Annotated in this window: 11 protein-coding genes; 4 read left to right on the top strand and 7 right to left on the bottom strand. The window is 64.8% G+C overall.

Annotated features, from left to right (window positions below; translation table 11 throughout):
* Nucleotides 1–39: 39 nt before the first annotated feature.
* The 4 genes from ACIP21_RS27370 to glcD are packed head-to-tail and all read right to left on the bottom strand — an operon-like array spanning nucleotide 40 to nucleotide 4,227.
* Complete coding sequence (locus tag ACIP21_RS27370) at nucleotides 40–438, bottom strand: heme-binding protein (protein ID WP_400694543.1); 399 nt, start codon at nucleotides 436–438, stop codon at nucleotides 40–42.
* Nucleotides 431–1,666, bottom strand: coding sequence for a glycolate oxidase subunit GlcF (gene glcF / locus ACIP21_RS27365; protein WP_400694541.1), 1,236 nt, complete (start codon nucleotides 1,664–1,666; stop codon nucleotides 431–433). The genes ACIP21_RS27370 and glcF overlap by 8 nt, the downstream gene beginning before the upstream one ends.
* A gap of 9 nt (nucleotides 1,667–1,675) precedes the next feature.
* Nucleotides 1,676–2,728, bottom strand: coding sequence for a glycolate oxidase subunit GlcE (glcE, locus tag ACIP21_RS27360; protein ID WP_400694540.1), 1,053 nt, complete (start codon nucleotides 2,726–2,728; stop codon nucleotides 1,676–1,678).
* On the bottom strand, nucleotides 2,728–4,227 hold the full coding sequence (gene glcD, locus ACIP21_RS27355; RefSeq protein WP_400694538.1) for a glycolate oxidase subunit GlcD: 1,500 nt from the start codon (nucleotides 4,225–4,227) through the stop codon (nucleotides 2,728–2,730). The genes glcE and glcD overlap by 1 nt, the downstream gene beginning before the upstream one ends.
* A gap of 196 nt (nucleotides 4,228–4,423) precedes the next feature.
* Between glcD and glcC the strand changes: the two genes are divergently transcribed.
* Nucleotides 4,424–5,188 (top strand): transcriptional regulator GlcC, encoded by a 765-nt coding sequence (gene glcC / locus ACIP21_RS27350; RefSeq protein WP_400694537.1) that lies wholly within the window; start codon nucleotides 4,424–4,426, stop codon nucleotides 5,186–5,188.
* A 107-nt stretch (nucleotides 5,189–5,295) separates the two neighbouring features.
* On the opposite strand, the gene ACIP21_RS27345 is transcribed toward glcC, so the two are convergent.
* Nucleotides 5,296–5,613: a DUF2388 domain-containing protein gene (locus tag ACIP21_RS27345; protein ID WP_400694535.1), complete on the bottom strand. Its 318-nt coding sequence runs from the start codon at nucleotides 5,611–5,613 to the stop codon at nucleotides 5,296–5,298.
* Nucleotides 5,614–5,917: 304 nt separating this feature from the next.
* Here ACIP21_RS27345 and ACIP21_RS27340 point away from each other — a divergent pair, with 304 nt between their 5' ends.
* Nucleotides 5,918–13,411: a neuraminidase-like domain-containing protein gene (locus ACIP21_RS27340; RefSeq protein WP_400694533.1), complete on the top strand. Its 7,494-nt coding sequence runs from the start codon at nucleotides 5,918–5,920 to the stop codon at nucleotides 13,409–13,411.
* A gap of 66 nt (nucleotides 13,412–13,477) precedes the next feature.
* Here the strand turns inward: ACIP21_RS27340 and ACIP21_RS27335 are convergent, their stop codons facing one another.
* Complete coding sequence (locus ACIP21_RS27335; protein ID WP_400694531.1) at nucleotides 13,478–14,008, bottom strand: GNAT family N-acetyltransferase; 531 nt, start codon at nucleotides 14,006–14,008, stop codon at nucleotides 13,478–13,480.
* Between the two features lie 108 nt (nucleotides 14,009–14,116).
* On the opposite strand from ACIP21_RS27335, the gene ACIP21_RS27330 reads away from it, so the two are divergent.
* A complete protein-coding gene (locus tag ACIP21_RS27330) occupies nucleotides 14,117–14,740 on the top strand; it encodes a glutathione S-transferase family protein (protein ID WP_400694529.1) in 624 nt (207 codons plus the stop codon).
* A gap of 123 nt (nucleotides 14,741–14,863) precedes the next feature.
* On the opposite strand, the gene ACIP21_RS27325 is transcribed toward ACIP21_RS27330, so the two are convergent.
* Complete coding sequence (locus ACIP21_RS27325) at nucleotides 14,864–16,954, bottom strand: TonB-dependent receptor family protein (protein WP_400694527.1); 2,091 nt, start codon at nucleotides 16,952–16,954, stop codon at nucleotides 14,864–14,866.
* A 477-nt stretch (nucleotides 16,955–17,431) separates the two neighbouring features.
* Here ACIP21_RS27325 and ACIP21_RS27320 point away from each other — a divergent pair, with 477 nt between their 5' ends.
* On the top strand, nucleotides 17,432–18,676 hold the full coding sequence (locus tag ACIP21_RS27320) for an acyl-CoA dehydrogenase family protein (protein ID WP_400694526.1): 1,245 nt from the start codon (nucleotides 17,432–17,434) through the stop codon (nucleotides 18,674–18,676).

The raw sequence follows: 18,676 nt of genomic DNA, 5'->3' as shown, positions 1-18,676 counted from the left end.
TGTGGGAGCGGGTTTACCCGCGAAGCATTCGACGCCGACCTAAAGCCCGGCCACACCCGCCTTGGCCACCTGGGCATCCTGCTCGGGCCTGACCCCGGACACCCCCACGGCGCCGACCACCTGCCCCTCCACCAGCACCGGCACACCACCTTCGAGGCTGGTCAGCAGCGGCGCGGTGACGAACGCCGTGCGCCCGCCATTGACCATCTGCTCGAAATCACGCGTCTCCTTGCGCCCCAAGGCCGCGCTGCGGGCCTTTTCCACGGCGATGTAGGCACTGGACGGCGCACAGCCGTCCATGCGCTCCAGGGCCAGCGGGTGGCCGCCGTCGTCGACCACCGCGATGGTCACCTTCCACTGTTGCGCCTGGGCTTCCTGGCGGGCGGCGGCGAGCAGGCGGCTGACTTCCGCCTGGCCGATCACGGCTTTGCTATGCATGGCTGTTCTCCGGGTTCAGGGCTGCTTCGACGATTTCGATCCAGTGCCGCACCGGCGTGCGCCCGGCCCCGTCGAGGTGGGCCTGGCAGCCGATGTTGGCAGTGGCGATGACCTGCGGCGCGCCGCTTTCCAGCGCGCTCAGGCGGTTGTCGCGCAACTGCCGCGACAGGGCGGGCTGGGTCAGCGAATAGGTGCCTGCCGAGCCGCAGCACAGGTGGCCGTCCGGCACCGGGGTGAGGGTGAAGCCCAGGCGTGTCAGCAGGCTTTCCACCTGGCCGCCAAGCTTGAGTGCGTGCTGCAGGGTGCACGGGCAATGGAACGCCAGGCGCTGTTCGGCGCACACGCCCAGCTGCTCGACCGGCTCGTCGCGCAGCACCTCGACCAGGTCGCGGGCAAGTGCGCTGACCTGGGCGGCCTTGGCGGCATAGTGCGGGTCCTGTTCCAGCAGGTGGCCGTAGTCATGCACGAACGCCCCGCAGCCGCTGGCGGTCTGCACGATGGCTTCGACACCGGCTTCGATGGCCGGCCACCAGGCGTCGATGTTGCGTCGGGCCCGCGCCAGGCCTTGGTCCTGGGCATTGAGGTGGTAGTCCACCGCGCCACAGCAGCCGGCCTCGTGCGCCGGTTCCACACTGATGCCCAGGCGGTCGAGCAGGCGTGCGGTAGCCGCATTGGTGTTGGGCGACAGCGCCGCCTGCACGCAGCCTTCGAGCAACAGGATGCGCCGGGTGTGACGCGGCGCCGGCCGTGCACCGGGTTCGACGACCTGGGCCGGCAACTTGCTCTTGAGGTTGGCCGGCAGCAGCGGGCGCAAGGCCTGGCCGGTGCGGGTCAGGGTCTTGAACAGCGCCGGGCGCGGCACCACTGCACGCAGGCCTTGGCGCAGCAGGCGCTGGCCGAGCGGGCGCGGCACCTGCTGCTCGACCACCGCGCGGCCGATGTCCAGCAGGTCGTGGTACTTGACCCCCGAAGGGCAGGTGGTCTCGCAGTTGCGGCAGCTCAGGCAGCGGTCCAGGTGCAGCTGGGTGCTGGCGCTGACCGGCGCACCTTCGAGCACCTGCTTGATCAGGTAGATGCGCCCGCGCGGCCCGTCCAGTTCATCGCCGAGCAACTGGTAGGTGGGGCAGGTGGCGGTGCAGAAGCCGCAGTGCACGCACGAGCGCAGGATGCGCTCGGCCTCGTCGGCGCGGGCCAGGCGCTTGGCGCTTTCGCTGAGGGTGGTTTGCATGGCGTGGCCTCACAGGTCCGGGTACAGGCGGCCAGGGTTGAACACCCCCTGGGGATCGAGTTGCTGCTTCAGCGCGCGGTGGTAGCGCAGCAGCGTGGCGGGCAGCGGGGCGCAACTGGCGTCGCCGGCGCCATAACCGGTGGCGTGGCCGCCGAGCGTGGCCGCCCGGGCATGGATAGACTGCGCCGGTGCGTCGGACTTCAGCCAGCGCTGCGCGCCGCCCCAGTCGACCAGTTGCCGACCGGGCAGGTCGAGCTCGCCGGTGGTGGCCGGCAGCGACAGCCGCCACAGCGGCGCCGGGCCGTTGAAGAAGGCCAGGCGCTGCTCGCGCAGGTCGCTCCAGAAGCGGCTGTCGAGCACCTCACCGCCCAGGCGCTGGCGGGCCGACTGCACCGAGCCCGCGCCACCTTCCAGGCGCAGGTACAGCGTGTCGCCGTCGTGGCAGGCGGCGCTGATCGGCAGCGGCTGCTGGCCCCACTCGGCGAGTTTGGCGAGCGCCTGACGACGGTCCATGACCAGGCGCAGGCTCAAGGTTTCACGCGGGCGCGGCAGCACCTTCAGCGACACCTCGGTGAGCAGCCCCAGGCAGCCGAAGCTGCCGGCCATCAGGCGCGAGACATCATAGCCGGCGACGTTCTTCATCACCTCGCCACCCAGGCGCAGGAGCTTGCCGTGGCCGCTGATCAGCCGGGTGCCGAGCACCTGGTCACGCACCGCTCCGGCCCAGGGCCGCCGCGGCCCGGACAGGCCGGCGGCGACCATGCCGCCCAGGGTCGCCCCGGCGCCCAGGTGCGGCGGCTCGCAGGGCAGCATCTGCCCGGCTTCGTGCAGTACCGCCTCGATCTCCCGCAGCGGCGTGCCGGCGCGGGCGGTGAGCACCAGCTCGGTCGGGTCATGGCTGAGGATGCCGCAGTGGCCGCGGGTGTCGATGACCTCGCCGGCCACCGCGCGGCCGAGCATGGCCTTGCTGTTGCCGCCCTGGATGCGCAGCGCGGTGCCCTGGTTCAGGGCCTGGTTGACCTGCTCCAGCAGGTCCTGGCTGATGTCGCGGTCCATGCCCATCAGAAGCGCTCCAGCTCGGGGAAGGGCAACTGCCCGTGATGCACGTGCAGGGCGCCGAACTCGGCGCAGCGGTGCAGGGTGGGAATGTTCTTGCCGGGGTTGAGCAGGCCCTTGGGGTCGAAGGCCGCCTTCACGGCATGGAACAGGGTGATCTCGTCGCTGTTGAACTGCGCGCACATCTGGTTGATCTTCTCGCGCCCCACGCCGTGCTCGCCGGTGATGCTGCCGCCCACCGCCACGCACAGTTCGAGGATGCGCCCGCCGATGGCCTCGGCGCGTTCCAGCTCGCCGGGCAGGTTGGCATCGAACAGGATCAGCGGGTGCATGTTGCCGTCGCCGGCATGGAACACGTTGGCCACCCGCTGGCCGTACGCTTGCGACAGTGCACTGATGCCCTTGAGCACCCGTGGCAGCTCGCGGCGGGGGATGGTGCCGTCCATGCAGTAGTAGTCCGGCGAGATGCGCCCCACCGCCGGAAAGGCATTCTTGCGCCCGGCCCAGAAGCGCACGCGCTCGGCCTCGTCGCAGGCCAGGCGCACCTCGCGGGCGCCGGCCGCCTTGAGCACGGCGTCGACCCGTTCGCAGTCGTCCTGCACGTCGGCTTCCACGCCATCGAGCTCGCACAGCAGGATCGCCGCCGCGTCCACCGGGTAGCCGGCGTGGATGAAGTCCTCGGCGGCGCGGATCGCCAGGTTGTCCATCATCTCCAGGCCACCGGGGATGATGCCGGCGGCGATGATCTCGGCCACTGCGCGCCCGGCATCCTCGACGCTGTCGAAGCTGGCCAGCAGCACCCGCGCCACTTGCGGCCTGGGCAGCAGCTTGACGGTGACCTCGGTGACGATGCCGAGCATGCCCTCGGAGCCGGTGAACAGCGCCAGCAGGTCGAAGCCTTGGCTGTCCAGGGCATCGCTGCCCAACGTCATGCGCTCGCCTTCGACCGTGAGTACTTCCACCTTGAGCAGGTTGTGCACGGTCAGGCCGTACTTCAGGCAGTGCACGCCGCCGGCGTTTTCGGCGACGTTGCCGCCGATGGAGCAGGCGATCTGCGAGGAAGGGTCCGGTGCGTAGTACAGGCCGTAAGGCGCGGCCGCCTGGGAAATGGCCAGGTTGCGCACGCCGGGCTGGACCCGGGCGAAGCGGCCTTGCGGGTTGACTTCGAGAATGCGGTTGAAGCGTGCCATCACCAGCAGGATGCCCTTGGCCAGCGGCAGCGCCCCGCCCGACAGGCCGGTACCGGCGCCGCGCGCCACCACCGGCACGCCACGCTGGTGGCAGAGCTGGAGCAGGGCCTGCACCTGGTCCAGGCGTTCGGGCAGCACCACCAGCAGCGGTACCGTGCGGTAGGCCGACAGGCCGTCGCATTCGTAGGGTTTCAGGTCCTCGGCGCGGTGGAGGATCTGCAGGTCGGGGAGGGCATCGCGCAGTGCCTGCAACAGGGCAGGTCGGTCCACGGCAGGCAGCGCTCCATCGACGCGTTCGTCGTAGAGAATGTTCATGAGGCTCACTCGGCGGCAGTTTTTGTAGTTGTCGGCAAAGCGGTCACCGTTGCAGCCTGCGCCAGTGGTCGGGTGCGGTCGAGTGTTCGGCAAACTGGTCCTACCAGTTTTTCCGCCAGGCACTGGCTCACATTGGCTGCAACTGGCTAGAGTGGAACCGGTGGCAACAGTGGTCCTACCAGTTGGAGGTTTGCCCATGGGGGCTGAAGGCAAGGCCAAGGTCGCCGACCAGGTGGCCGAACGGGTCGAGCGGTTGATTGTCGAGGGCGTACTCAAGGTGGGCCAGGCATTGCCTTCGGAGCGGCGCCTGGTGGACAAGCTCGGCTGTTCGCGCTCGGCGCTGCGCGAGGGCCTGCGCGTTCTGCGCGGGCGCGGCATCATCGATACCGAGCACGGGCGCGGCTCGTTCGTCGCTGACCTCACCGGGCAATCGAGCACCACGCCGCTGATGCACCTGTTCAGCTCGCAGCCGCGCACGCTGTTCGACCTGCTAGAGGTGCGCGCCTTGCTGGAGGCCGAGTCGGCGCGCCTGGCGGCCCTGCGCGCCACCGAGGTCGACCGCCTGCTGATCCGCCGCCGCTACGAGGACATGCTGGCGGCCCACGACGCGCCGGAGGCGCTCGATGCGCGCGAGCACGCCCGCCGCGACCATGCCTTCCACCGGGCGATCAGCGAGGCGTCGCACAACCCGGTGCTGGTGCACACCCTGCAATCGTTGAGCGACCTGACCTTGAGCACGGTGTTCGCCTCGGTCAACAACCTGTATTGCCGGCCGGCACAGAAGCGCCAGATCGACCGCCAGCACGCGCGCTTGTACCAGGCAGTGATGGAACAGCTGCCTGAACAGGCGCAACGGGCGGCGCGCGAGCATATCAACGGGGTTCGCGACAGTTTGCGCGAGATCGAGCAGGAAGAGCAGCGGTTGGTCAGGGCGACCATGCGCATGGATGGCTGGGCTTGAGTACATCCTGCACCGGTCTCTTCGCGGCTAAAGCCGCTCCTACAGGTATTGCACAAGCCATGAAACCTGTGGGAGCGACTTTAGCCGCGAAAGGGCCGGGCCTGCTTTCAGTGATCCGCCAGGGGATCATCCTGTGACAGGATCGCCTGGGCCAGTTCTTCATCACTGGCCTGCAAACCAGGGTGATCCTTGCGGACCTGTTCCAGCGCCGACTCCACATAGGCGCCACGGATTGCCCCGTTGCTGGCGACAAAGGCGGAAAGCTCGTCACGGGCAGGGATGATCCGTTTGTCATCCTTGAAGGTCGAATACAGCGAGGCCGACACACCGGCCGAGGTGGCGACGTCGCCCGCATCGACGCGGGCCAGGGCAGCACCGGCAGGCAGCAGGAGCAGCAGCGCGGGAGCGAGGAGTAGGTGGCGCATGTCGTGTTCTCCAATAGCGTGAAGCACAAGGGAAGGAACCACTCAGTGCGTAAGAAAGCGGCGGTGTGCGGGTAGTTCCCTTGGATGCCTGGAGAAAAGTCAGGGGCCGGCCTGCAGCGCGTCGCCAGGAAGCTGCCGATGGCGATGATCCCGCTCAGGATAAAACGGGCCATGAGGTTCCCGGGGAAGTAGTGCCGGCCTGACAGAACTGCGAGGTTTGCCGAAAGAGGGTCTCCTTTACAGTCATTCGAAGGTGGGATGCGTATTCCGCCAACCAACGAATACGGTAAAAAACGAGGCCTCTATGCAACAACAGTACTCCGATTCCCTCAAGGCGTATCTCGACAAGGTGCCGGGCAGCTCGGTCGCCGCGCTGCAAGACTTGTCGGTTGAAGAATGGCGTGAACAGTTGGGTTTTGACGTGGACGCCAGCGACGCATTTCAGTTGCATGATGAGGTACAGCACCTGTGCCAGCAGGCGATGCTTGAACAGAAAAAATCGTTCATCCGTCACTCCCCTGTGCTGCCGCAATCGCTGCAAACCGCTGACGAAGCGGTTGAAGGCATATCACCAGACACGCAGTTCGAAGAGCGCTATCCCCAGTACAGTGCCCCAGGCGATGCGGCGTCGATGTTTTCCCCGGCCGCCTACCTGACGGAGCTGTACCGACACGCCAAGAAGCTCTATCCCGAGGACAACTCCTGGCATATCGACCAGCGTCGCCCTGACCTGTCGCGCCTGCTGCTCAACCAGCAGAACCTCGATACGCCCGTCACTGCATTGAACCTGTCGAACGAGATCCTTGTTGCCCGGGCCCGCAGGGCACTGACCCAGCCTGGCGCTGCGATGCCGAGCGCTGAAGAACTGCTGCAAGCGCTGTCCACCGACCTTGGCTCGCGCGGCACGCCCTACCATCAGCATCACGACCGCCTGCGCCAGGCATTGCTGCAGAAGGACCCTGGGTTGCGGCAGTTGTCGGCAACGCCGGCGCTGGCCGAGCACCTGGATGATACGTCGCGGGCCTGCCTGCACTATGGTATTTCTCCAGCATTGCGAGCGCTGTTGACCGACGAGGTGACCGAGGAGAAGTTCGAACAGTACTTTCCGGGCATGACCCCTGAGACCATGATGCAGCCCGAACGGTTGCGCAGCTGGTTTGGCCTGTCGGACGCTGAACTGCAACTGTTCATGGACGCGCTTGCCCCGGCCGAGTACCAACAGCAGACGTTGACGACCCCGCTGGGCAATCAAATGGCCCACCTGACAATGAGTGCTCCATCAAGGTATATCAATTACTTGCGGTTGTTTCCGCTACCGAACAATCGCTGGCAGGTGGCATTCAACCTGAAGGTTTCCTCCGTTGTCAGTTTCAAACTGCAAGGCGCTTTCGATGTGGCGCTCACTGCAGCCGATTTTGCGGTAGAAACACTGCTGCCCAATGTCGAGTACCGCTGGGCGTTCGACGGGGAGCGGGCGCCGGGCACTTTCACACTGAACACGACATGGCTCAAATCCAGGAGCGATGGTGGCGGTGGGCATATGCATCAATTCGATGTCGATTACAGGCTTGCTTCAGCCGCGGCCTTCCTGCTCAAACTGAATCAGGTGATTCGCCTCCATTGCGTTACAGGCCTTGCATCTGCGGCGTCGCTGCACCTTATCAAGGCCATTGCGCCAAACGGCATCACCGACCAGACACTGGCGGCCCTCTACCGCATCGACAGGCTGGCGGAGCGTTACGCGATCGACCACGGGCAGGCGTCGGTCATGGCCAAGGGGCTGATTCAGGAGACGGCGGGCGTGGGCGAGCGAAGCCAGTTCGACCGCCTGTTCAACAGCCCGGCACTGGTCGAGGGTGGTTTCATCTGCAACGGCGCGCGCGTGCTCCTGCATCCGAACGGTGCCGGCGAGCAGGCCGACATCAAGGCAACCCTCAAGCGGGCTTGCCGAACGGACGATCAAGGCCTGTACGAGCTTGGCAGCCTGATCAGCGCCGATGCACAAGACATTGGGATCACGCTCGACCTGAGGCAGGTTTCCGCGATCTACACCCTGAGCCTGTGGGCACGGCATCATGACCTGACGCCCGGAGAACTGCGTGAACTGTTGCAACTGCTTGGCGCGCCGCGTGGCTTGGGCAACACGGATACCGAAGCCGAAGTCTGGCTGCGGCTGCTGGCGGGTGTGCAGCGTCTTACCGCCTGGTTGGCCGAGCGCGGCTGGACCATGCACGCTCTGCAATTGATGACCCGTGATGTCGGTGGGATTCCCGTCAGCACCGAGATCGGCAATCTGATCGGCGCGCTGAAAACTGCCTGGGTCGATGCCCAGCCGGTCGGCGGCGAACCTGAGGTGCAACCGGTCAGTGTGCTTGCCCCCCTGGTTGCCTCGACCTTCAACCTGCGTGGCGATGCGTCGGCGCGAGCCCTGTTGCGGTGGGTCGATCGGGCAAGACCAGGCGAGCTTTCACTGCAGCAGGCCTGTGAGCGACTGGTCGCCGAGTGGCCTTCCGGCAAGCCTGAGCGGGCGCTGGTCGATTTCGCCTATGGCCTGACGCAAATGGCGCTGGTCGTCCACGGTTGTGGCGTGACTGACGATGCGCTGTCGGTGTGGGTGGACAATCCAAACCTGTTGTACGCCGGTGCAGATGCCAATGGCGCGTTGCCCCGAGATCTGAAAACCCTCATGGCTCTCGCCAGCTTCTCTGACTGGCACTCCAGTTTGGCGGACCCGGGCGGTACCGGCGGCGCGTTGCTGCAAGCGTTGAGCGCAGGTGAGGGGATCCCGCTGGCCCGGTTGGCGACGATCGCCGGGCTGGCCGAGACGGCCCTGGGCCGCGCCGCAGCAGGTGCCCGGCAACTGAACGACATCCAGGATGCGACGAAGGTGTCCACGTGGCAGGAAATCGAGGTGCTGCTGCAATGGATGGCGTTGGCCAAAACCTATGGGGTCATGCCGGATGCCTTCAGCAGGCTGCTGGAGCTCGAGCACACTTGGCCCGAGCACCGAGCGTTGGCTGATGAATTCGTGGCGCGGCTGACGCCTGCGCAGGCCGCGGCGGTGCAGGCCGCCACGCAGCAGCCGCTGAGTGCGGCGCTGGTCGGTGTGCTTGGGGCGCGGGAGAACCTGACGGTCGAGTCACTGAACCAGCAACTGCTGCTCGATGCCCTGAACAGCGAGCAGGTCACGACCAGCCGTATCGCCGAGGCCATGGCAGCGCTGCAACGGTTCATCCATTTCACCCTGACCACGCCGGAAGACCGCGATGCCCTGGTGCAGGCGGTGTTGAGCCGTGCGTTCTTCAAGGACTGGACTCGCTGGAATGCCACCTACGCCACCTGGGCCGCCGGGCAGATGCTCATCCAGTATCCGGAGAACTACATCGACCCGACCGTGCGCCACGGCCAGACCCAGCCGATGAACGACATGCTGCAGGCGCTGGGCCAGGCACAAATCAACACCGACACGGTGGGCGATGCGTTTCAGGGTTACCTCACCGCGTTCGAGGAGGTCGCCAACCTCGAGACCATCAGTGGGTACCATGACAGTCGTGATCCGAGCCAAGGCAAGTCCTGGTTCATCGGGCGCAGTCGTGGGCAGCTTCAGCAGTACTGGTGGCGTTCGGTGGATGAGGCCAAGCGCGGTGCTGATGGCGTATTCCCGGCCAATGCCTGGAGTGCCTGGAACAAGATCGAGCTTGGGCCGAAAGTGCTTGGGCGGCTCATTCGCCCGGTGGTCTACCGGGGGCGCCTGCACCTGGGTTGGGTCGAGTGCGAGGAGCGTGTCGTTACCCGCAGTAAGGAAGGGAAGCCGGAGGCGCGGGAGTGGTGCTGGTCGTTCAAGCTGGCCTGGCGGCGATACGATGGCAATTGGAGCACGCCCCTCGACTTCCCGATGGAGATTGCCAAAGCCCCCCCTGAGAAGGTGGACAACCTGTCGTTGTTCCTGGCTGGGTGGCCGGCGCGGGATGGGCTGTTGATGGGCATCTATGACCGAACCATTAGCGATTTTTCGCAAGCGTCCCTGGGTGGCCTGCAGATTTTCGACAATCTGACAGGCCGTGCGCTGGACCCTGGGGCTTTCCTGAAACAGGTTCCACACTGGCTCGATACTGCGAGCACAACGGGCATGTGCGCGGTGTTTGCAGGGAGTGATGTACCCATCGCGGAAAACCGCCTGGTGGTAGAGCCTGGATCGGATGTGCCTGAGGGCTTCGGCGAGTTCTCCGTGAACCTTGACGAGGCCAAGGTCACGCAGCCCGGGCAGGACGAAAGTGCCTACAGGCTGAGCATACGCAGCCGGCTCACTGTCCGTGCCAGGCGACCAGCGATTGCCAACAAATGGGTGGAAGAACTGGTTATCAAGTATCCAGAGTTGGGGGAGGAGACCCAAGAGGTCCGGTCATTGCCGCGCAGTCGCCATGGGGCGATTCTGGTCAGGAAGGAAGGTGCAGAGTACTGGGGCTATCTGTGCGTCAGCACAGCGTTCGTGAAGAACGTAATGGGGAAATGGTTTAACAAAGATACGCAGATCGTCCATGGGAAAAGGCCATATCCAATTGCTGACTACAGAGACTTCACAGAAGCTTCCACGGCGTCGGGAGCGGCCTGCTTCGTTCGCTACAAGATAAAGGATGAAAGTTCGCCTTTGGAGGCTATGAACATTGGCGCAAAGCCCCGTGGCGGTTTCTTGGTTACCAAAGAGTTCAGCTTGATTGAGGCACTGGGTTATCCCGGCGGCCAGAGGGAGGAAAGCATAGTTCCACGCGACTACCTCCGGTCTTGGTCTCGACGGGTGGAGGCCAATGCAATTTTCTGTCGCTTGTACGGCACGGACAATCGGCAAGCCGCACTCGTGCGGGCCACCAGGGCGTATGACCTGTCGACAGGCCGCGTCGAGGTCCAGTTCGACCTCGATGCGCTAGCGGGCAACATGGCCCAATGGGGCAACGACAGAAATGAAACCCTGCATCGCCTGCAGTTCGAGTTTGGCAACGGTGCCTCGCGCAATTACACGCTCAAGGTCTACAAGGATGCCGATACACTGAGAACGGCAATCATCGGCACCACCGACAGCGGTGCGCAATACCTCGCACACCGCAGCCAGATCACCCGCCTCAATACCCTGTTTGCCCGGGAACTGACCGTCAAGGCGGTTTCTGGTATCAGTGAGATCCTGAAGTATGACACTCAACAAATGCCCGAGCCGAGCCTTGGCGTACTGGTCCGCCTGACGCTGCCGATCTACAACGCAGCGCATCATGGCAATGGCAAAGAGTTCAAGGTCCATCTTGGCCGAACAGCGGGTGGCTCTCGCACCCTGCTCTGCGAGGGCACCCTCAGCGATAGCGACAAGACCATCGCTGACATGATGTTCGAGCCAGGCTGGATCTTTAGCCCGGAGGAGTCTTATCACCTGGAAATCGAATACAGGAGCGGGCTCAATCTCGAATCGTCCGGGCGCAGTGTCATGATCGACAGGAAAACGCTGGCGATCGTGCGTGACAGCCAGGTGGGGCCTGGTGGCAGACCGCTGCCTCTACACATCGTCGACAGCGTGCAGGCATTCGGCAAGAACGCTACCAGCCAGATGGACTTCTCGGGTGCCAATGCCCTGTATTTCTGGGAACTGTTCTACTACACGCCCATGATGGTCATGCAGCGTTTCCTGCAGGAGGAACGTTTCGAGCAGGCCGAGCAGTGGCTGGCGTATGTCTTCAACCCCTCTGGCTATGCCGCTGCCGATGCCGGTGTCCGGCGGATGTGGAATGTCCGCCCGCTGCAGGAGGACACCAGCTGGAACGACGAGCCACTGAAGTCGCTCGACCCGGATGCGGTGGCCCAGAACGACCCGATGCATTACAAAGCCAACGCGTTCATGCGCCTGCTGGATATCTGCATCGGGCGTGGCGATGCGGCTTATCGCAAGCTTGAGCGCGACACCTTGAGTGAAGCGAAGGTCTGGTACCTGCGCGCCCAGCGCCTGCTTGGCGACGGGCCCTGGACACCAGCTTCCCGCGGATGGAACGCGCCACTGCTTGGCCAGGCGGCCGTTGCGGGCACCCGGCAATTTTTGCCGGAGGTCAACCGGGCCTTCCTGGGCTATCGAGAGACCCTGCGCCTGCGCCTGTACAACCTGCGCCATCACCTGACCCTCGATGGCCAGCCGCTGAACTTGCCGCTGTACGCGACACCGGCCGACCCCAAGGCATTGCTGAGCGCAGCAATAGCCGCCGAGGCCGGTGGCGAACAGGCCCTGGGCAAAATCGAGGAGGTGCCGGCACTGCGCTTCACCGTGCTGCTCGACGGTGCGCGCAGCATGGCCGCGCAGCTCATTCAGTTTGGCAGCAACATGCAAGGCATCCTCGAACGCCAGGATGCCACGGCGTTGGCCAACCTGCTCACGACACAGGGCGCCGAGCTGGCCAGTAACAATGTCACGTTGTACAAGCAGACCCTCGAGCAACTGGCCGCCGAGCGCGTCACCCTCGAGTGTTCGCTGGCCTCCGCTACCTCGGGCCGTGATCACTATCTTGCGCTATATGAAGCTCATATCAGCGTTCGCGAAAACGCTGCGTTGCTCCTCAAAACCGGCTCGTCACTTTTGACCGTCGTCGAGTCAGGATTCATGTCAGCGGCAAGTGTGGTTGCTGGACTCCCCAGTATTTACGGTTTGGCCAATGGCAATTGCAAGCCGGAGGATCGGTTCAAAGCCGTGGCCCATGGGTTCAGCTGCGCGGCGAGGAAAATGGATCTTCTCTCCACTTGTATCAGCCAGGAAGAGGCCTATCGCCGCCGCCGCGCCGACTGGAAATACCAGTACCAATCCGCAGAACGGCAAATGGCCACGGTGCAATCCCAACTCGACGCCCTGAGCGTGCGTGAAACCTCGGCACAGATGCACCTTGCGCACCTGCAGACCCAGTCCGCCCATGCCCAGGCCCAGCTCGCCCTGCACCAGGGCAAGTTCACCGGCAAGGCCATGTACAGCTGGCTGCGCGCGCGCCTGGCAAGCATCTTCTACACCTACTACGACCTCGCCGTGTCGCGCTGCCTGATGGCGCAGAAGGCCCTGCAATGGGAGAAAGGTGACAACATCACCTACCTGCGCACCGGCACCTGGAACGGCGCCTGGGCCGGCCTGTTGTGCGGCGAAGGCTTGATGCTGGCGTTGGGGCAGATGGACATGGCCTGGGTGAAATGGCAGAAGCGCGAACTGGAGGTGTCCCGCACGGTGTCACTGAACCGTTTGTTCGACGGCAAGCTCACCGTGGACGGTATACCGTCATCGCTGGCCGAAGCAGTCAAGCATTTGCTGGCGGGCAAGGCGGTCGATGTCGACGCGAGCCTGGAGAACACCCTCCTGTCGCTGAACGCTGATGATCAACTGTCCATCCAGTTCGGCCTCAAGGCCCTGAACCTGGCCTCCGGGTTCGAGAACGCGGCGTCGCGGCGGGTGCGCAGCATTGCGGTCTCGCTATCGACACCGCTCGGCACTTCCCCAACTGTCCAGGCGCGCTTGCTGGCCAGCGGCCAGGGGCTGCCCGCCGGCTGCGAGCAGATGAGTATCTCCAACGCCGAACGGGACCACGGTCTGTTCCCCCAACTCAATGGCTATCCGGCCCTGCGTCAGGGCGCTCAGTTGCTGCCGTTCGAGGGGCTGAAAATTGGCAAGCCTGATGACCAGGACGATCAGACGTTCATGACGCTGAACTTTGCCAAGGCCAATAGGGATCAGCGTCAGCTGCTGGAAAGCCTGAGCGACATCATTCTGAACGTGCAGTTCACGGTTCGCTGAGGCTGGGGAGGGTGCCCCGGTGCCCTCCTTGCCTTGCTGGCACCTGCCGGGCTAGCGCCAGAACACTCAGTTCTTTTCGGCAGGTGCGCGCCGGTACAACGGCCGTGGCGTGCTGGGATCAATTTCGGTCAGCTTGCTGCCCGCTGCAATGAACCCCGCGCGCTCGGCCAGCCGCTGGCTGGCCAGGTTGTCGATATCGGTGGTCAGCCACACCGGCGCCTCGACGGCATCCAGCAGGCAGCTCAGGGCTTCTCGCATCAGCCCCTGGCCGCTCTTGGCCTGGTTCGCCCAATACCCGACTTCATACTCGTCGTTGCCAGGCTGCAAACCGATGCAGCCGATAATTTCTCCGCTGTCTGGAGCCAGCACGAAATAGCGCTTCTCCTTGGCCGGGTCGAGGAACTCCTCGGCGCTAAGCTGCAAGGTTTCCCTGATTTCGCCCAAGGTCCAGTCGGGCTTGGCCCAGGCCAGGAACGGTTGGTGCAGGGCATAGCTGTCCAGCAGCGCCTGCTGCAGCTGTTGGGCGAACGCCAGGGCCGGGCGGACCAGCAGGGTACGCGGGGTGGACAGTGTACGGGGCAGCTCGGGGTAGGGCATGGTGGCCTTCCTGGCGGGTTGATCGGCGCATGTAAGCATACTTTTGTGTAGTCTGTGTTGGCCCTGCGTGGGCAAACCGATCATTCAAGGGAAACTGAAGGTCCTCCTATGCCCGACTACACGCTGCATTGCTTCGCCGAATCCGGTAACGCCTACAAGGCTGCGCTGATGCTGGAACTCACCGGCCAGGACTGGCAGCCGGTGTTCGTCGATTTCTTCAACGGCCAGACCCGCGACCCGCAGTGGCGCGATCAGGTCAACGAGCAGGGTGAGGTGCCGGTGCTGGAGCACGCCGGGCAGAGGCTCAGCCAATCGGCCTTGATCCTCGAATACCTGGCGCAGCAGACTGGCCAGTTCGGCCCGCGCGACGACGTCGAGAAACGCGAGATCTGGCGCTGGATGCTGTTCGACAACCACAAGTTCACCAGCTATTACGCCGCGCTGCGCTTTCTGCTGTGCCTGAAGAACACCGGCGAGACCGAGGTGACAGGCTTCTTGCGCGAGCGGGCCACGGCGGCGTACCGGATTGTCGATGCGCACCTGGCGAACACGCCGTTCATGGTCGGCGGGCGGCTGACCATCGCCGATCTGTCCCTGGCGGGGTATGTGTTCATGCCCGAGGATACCGGGATCGTGTTGACCGACTTCGGCCATATCGAGGCGTGGAAGCAGCGCATCAAGGCAGTGCCGGGGTGGAAGCATCCCTATGAGTTGATGCCCCGCACCGCGTGAGCCCATGCCGGCCCCTTCGCGGGTGAACCCGCTCCCACAGAGATCGCGCCAGGCCTGAGGGCAGCGCCGTACCTGTGGGAGCGGGTTCACCCGCGAAGAGGCCGGAACAGGAAAAAGCAGATCTCAATACCTCACTTCAAACCCGACATAAGCCCCGACCCCATCCCCCGGCCAGAACGACGCGGTATCCTGCCCCCGCGCGTCATACACCGGCGTCACCGCCGTCACGTAGGCCTTGTTCGCCAGGTTCTTCAAATCCAGCGACACCTTCCAGTTGCCCTTCGGCGCCTCGTACCCCAGGTTCGCCCCCCAGATCGTGTACGACGGCGCATACAGGCTGTTGGCGTAATCCACCGCCGTGCGTGACGCCGACTGCACGTTGACCCCGGTGTACCAGCCGCTGTGGTCCTGGTACTGCAACTCGCCCTGGTAGATGTGCTTGGGTACGCCCGGCAGTTGGTTGTCGCCGAAGGTTGGGTCATGCCGGTAGTAGAAGTCGTTGTAGGTGTACACCTGGCGCCAGCGCACCAGGTCGCCCTGTGGGTTCTCCCACAGCCGCGTGTTGAGCCCGGCCTCGACGCCCTGATGGATGGTCGGCGAAGCGTTGAAGGCGCCGGTGACCGCCGCCGCCGATGACGTGGCGGGGATGAGCTGCACGTTCAGCAGCTCGTCGTGGATCCACGAACGGTACAGCGCCAGGCTGCCGTCGAAGATGCCATGGGAGCCCTTGATGCCGACCTCGAAGGTGTTGGCCTTCTGTTCCACCAGCGGGCGGATGTAGGGCTGGGTCGGGCCTGAGCCGGAGTACTCCCACGAGGCAGGCGGGTCGATGCTGCGGCTGAAGTTGGTGAACACCTGCAGCGTGGGGTTGATCTCGTAGCGCAGGCCGATGCGCGGGGCGAGGCTCCAGTTGTCGTAGTCCACATGCTGCGGGAAGTTGGTGGTGTTGGGGTTCACCGCGGAGTCGATGTTGACCTTGCGTCGTACGTTGATGAACGACACGCCACTGGTGAGCCACAGGTTGTCGAACAGGTTGAGGTCGTTGCCCAGGGCGATCACCCGGTCGAACGAGTCCTTGTAGTTGACCTGCTTGAGCGACACCTTGTTGCCGCTGGCCGAGTCGACGCCGCCGCGCAGGTGCTGGGTGGAGGTGAAGGCGATGCTGCTGCGGCTCTCAAGCCCGAACAGTGTGTCGACCCGGTCGTAGCCCAGCAGCAGGCCGAGGTCGTGCCAGTCCCAGTAGCTGGGGTTGCTCGGGCTGCGTGGGCTGTTGGTGTGGCGGTAGTCGTGGTACGACAGGCCGACGGTCAGCCGGGCATCGTCGTCGAAGGTGTAGGTGGTCTTGCTGCCGACCCAGATGCTGCCCGGGCGACGCGCGCCGGCGCCGCTGCTCTCGGCGGTGGCGCTGGCACGGCGCGGGTGGTGCAGGGCGGCGTCGAGGGTGGTGGCGCTGGGGTCGTTGTGGGTCTCGTCGCGGTAGCGCAGCAGCAGGCGGGTTTCCAGCTGCGGGCTGAACCGGTAGCCGGCGTTGGCGACGATGCCAGAGCTCTTTGCCAGGCTGTAGTCGCGCGAGCCTTGGTTGCGGTAGTTGTCGGCTTGCAGGTAATAGTCCAGGTCGCCTTCGACGCCACCGTAACTGATGCTCTGCTTCTGGTAGTGGTAGCTGCCGGCCTCGGCGCGCGCGCGCAGGCCGGGGGCGCTGTAGCCACTGTGGTTGACGAAGTTGACCGCGCCGCCGAGGGTCAGCGCGCCGTACTGGAAGGCGTTGGCGCCGCGCAGGATCTCGGTGTAGTTGATGCCGCTGGTGTTGAGGAACTCGTACGGGGTGCCGCCGGGGCCGGTCAGCGGCAGGCCATCGAACAGGAACTTGATGCCTTCGCGGAAGTAGCCGGGCGAGGTGTTGGCGCCGGAGCCGCGGATCGAAATCTTCGCCGCGTCGTTGCCGCCGGTGGACTGCACGAACACGCCGGGCTGGTAGCCGAGGGTGTCCTGCAGGGTGGCGGTACGGCCCTTGGCGACCTCCTCGCTGTCGACCACGCTGGTGCCGCCGGGCACTTCGGCGAGGGCGCTGGCGGCCTGCTGCACTTCAGACTGCTTGGCGGCCTGCACGGTCACCGTGGACAGGGTCGGCTCAGCGGCCAGCACCGTGACCGGGGCCAGCAGGGCCGTGGCCGCGATGGCCACGCGTAAGGGATGGGGATGAATCACACGCATCGGAGTATTCCTTGAAAGTCATCTTGGGTCCTCGGCGTTCTATGGGAATAGTCAGGCCTGTCGAAACAGGTAACAGCAGTTTCTGTGCCAGCGGGTGAAAGCCCGGAAGTTGTTGGGGTTGGCCGAGCGATTAGCGAGAAGTGCTGAACGAAACAGCAGTTTTTGTTGGGCGTGTGTTGTATTTGGAACAGTGCAGGTTATATACAAATATCTAGAAATACCGAGGCCCCTGTGGGAGCGGGTTTACCCGCGAATGCTGTAGTAAGGCCACCCCCGCATTCGCGGGTAAACCCGCTCCCACAGGGCCAGCACCGCCCGGATGTTTGTATTCCAACAGTCACCAAACAAAGTGTTCGATTGTCGCTGCTGGCGAATGAATTGCGTCCAGTAACTGCGGCGTAAAACGCTGGCACGACAACTGCAAAGTCCCCTCCAAAGCACTGCGGCGTTCTTCGCAGGCACGAGAAGGGAATGACCATGAATCGACATTCGATTACCGACGCGGAACTGGACGCACGTTTCGCGCCGATTTTCGCTCGCATCAAGGAAGGCGCGGTGGCCCGCGAGCAGCAGCGCACCCTGGCCCATGAGCCGGTGGCCTGGCTGCGCGAAGCCGGCCTTGGCGCCCTGCGCGTACCGCGCAGCCACGGCGGTCTCGGTGCAACCTTGCCGCAGCTGTTGCGTCAGCTGGTGCGTCTGGGCCAGGCCGACTCCAACCTGCCACAGATCTTCCGTGCCCACTTCGGCTTTGTCGAAGGACGGCTGTCGTCCAACGATGCAGCGTCCCAGGACTACTGGTTCGCCCGCGTCGTAGCCGGCGAGCTGTGGGGTGCAGCCATGGCCGAGCGCACCGACAGCACGGGCAATACCGTGCAGCTCAGTGAAGGCGAGGAGGGCTATCGCCTGGATGGCGAGAAATACTACTGCACCGGCACGCTCTACGCCGACTGGGTCGCGGCGGTGGCCAACCACGGCGAAGAGTTTGTCAGCCTGGCAGTGCCGACCCGAGAGGCGGGCGTGGAACGGGTCGATGACTGGGATGGCTTTGGCCAGCGCCTGACCGGCAGCGGCACCACCCGTTTCAGCCAGGTGAAGGTGCAGCCGGAGCACCTGTTGCGCCGCTTCGCCAAGGGCGAGTTGCGCGCCGAGTCGTACCTCACCGCGTTCTACCAGGCCGTGCACCTGGCAACGCTGGCGGGGATCAGCCGTGCGGTGCTGGCCGATGCGGTGGCCTTCGTCCAGGGCCGGACCCGTGCGTTCGGCGTGCCCGGGCAATCGCAGCCAGCTGCCGACCCGCTGGTGCAGGCGGTGATCGGGCGGCTGTCGAGCCTGGCATTCGCCGCCGAGGCCCAGGTCACCGCCGTGGGCCAGAGCTTGCAGGCCGTGTTCGAGGCCGGGCAACAGGGCGAGGTGCCCGAGCAGCTGTACACCGACGCCGAAATCCACGCCTTCCAGGCCCAGCAGATCGTCCTGCCGCAAGTGCTGGAGGCCAGCACCTTGCTGTTCGAAGTCGGCGGCGCCTCGGCCACCAGCAGCGCCCGGCGCCTCGACCGCCACTGGCGCAACGCCCGCACCCTGGCCTCGCACAACCCGGCCATCTACCGCGAGCAGGCGCTGGGCGACTACTACCTCAACGGCATCAGCCCGGCCCAGGCCTGGCGCGCCCGCCATGCCGCGGCCAGCGAAGGGCAGGGCAGCGGCGACGAAGCCAGCGCAGTCTGA

The sequence above is a fragment of the Pseudomonas sp. NPDC089401 genome, assembly GCF_044749485.1.
GTDB lineage: Bacteria > Pseudomonadota > Gammaproteobacteria > Pseudomonadales > Pseudomonadaceae > Aquipseudomonas.
Note: the sequence above shows the minus strand (reverse complement) of the source record. Positions and strands in the feature narration are given on the sequence as shown.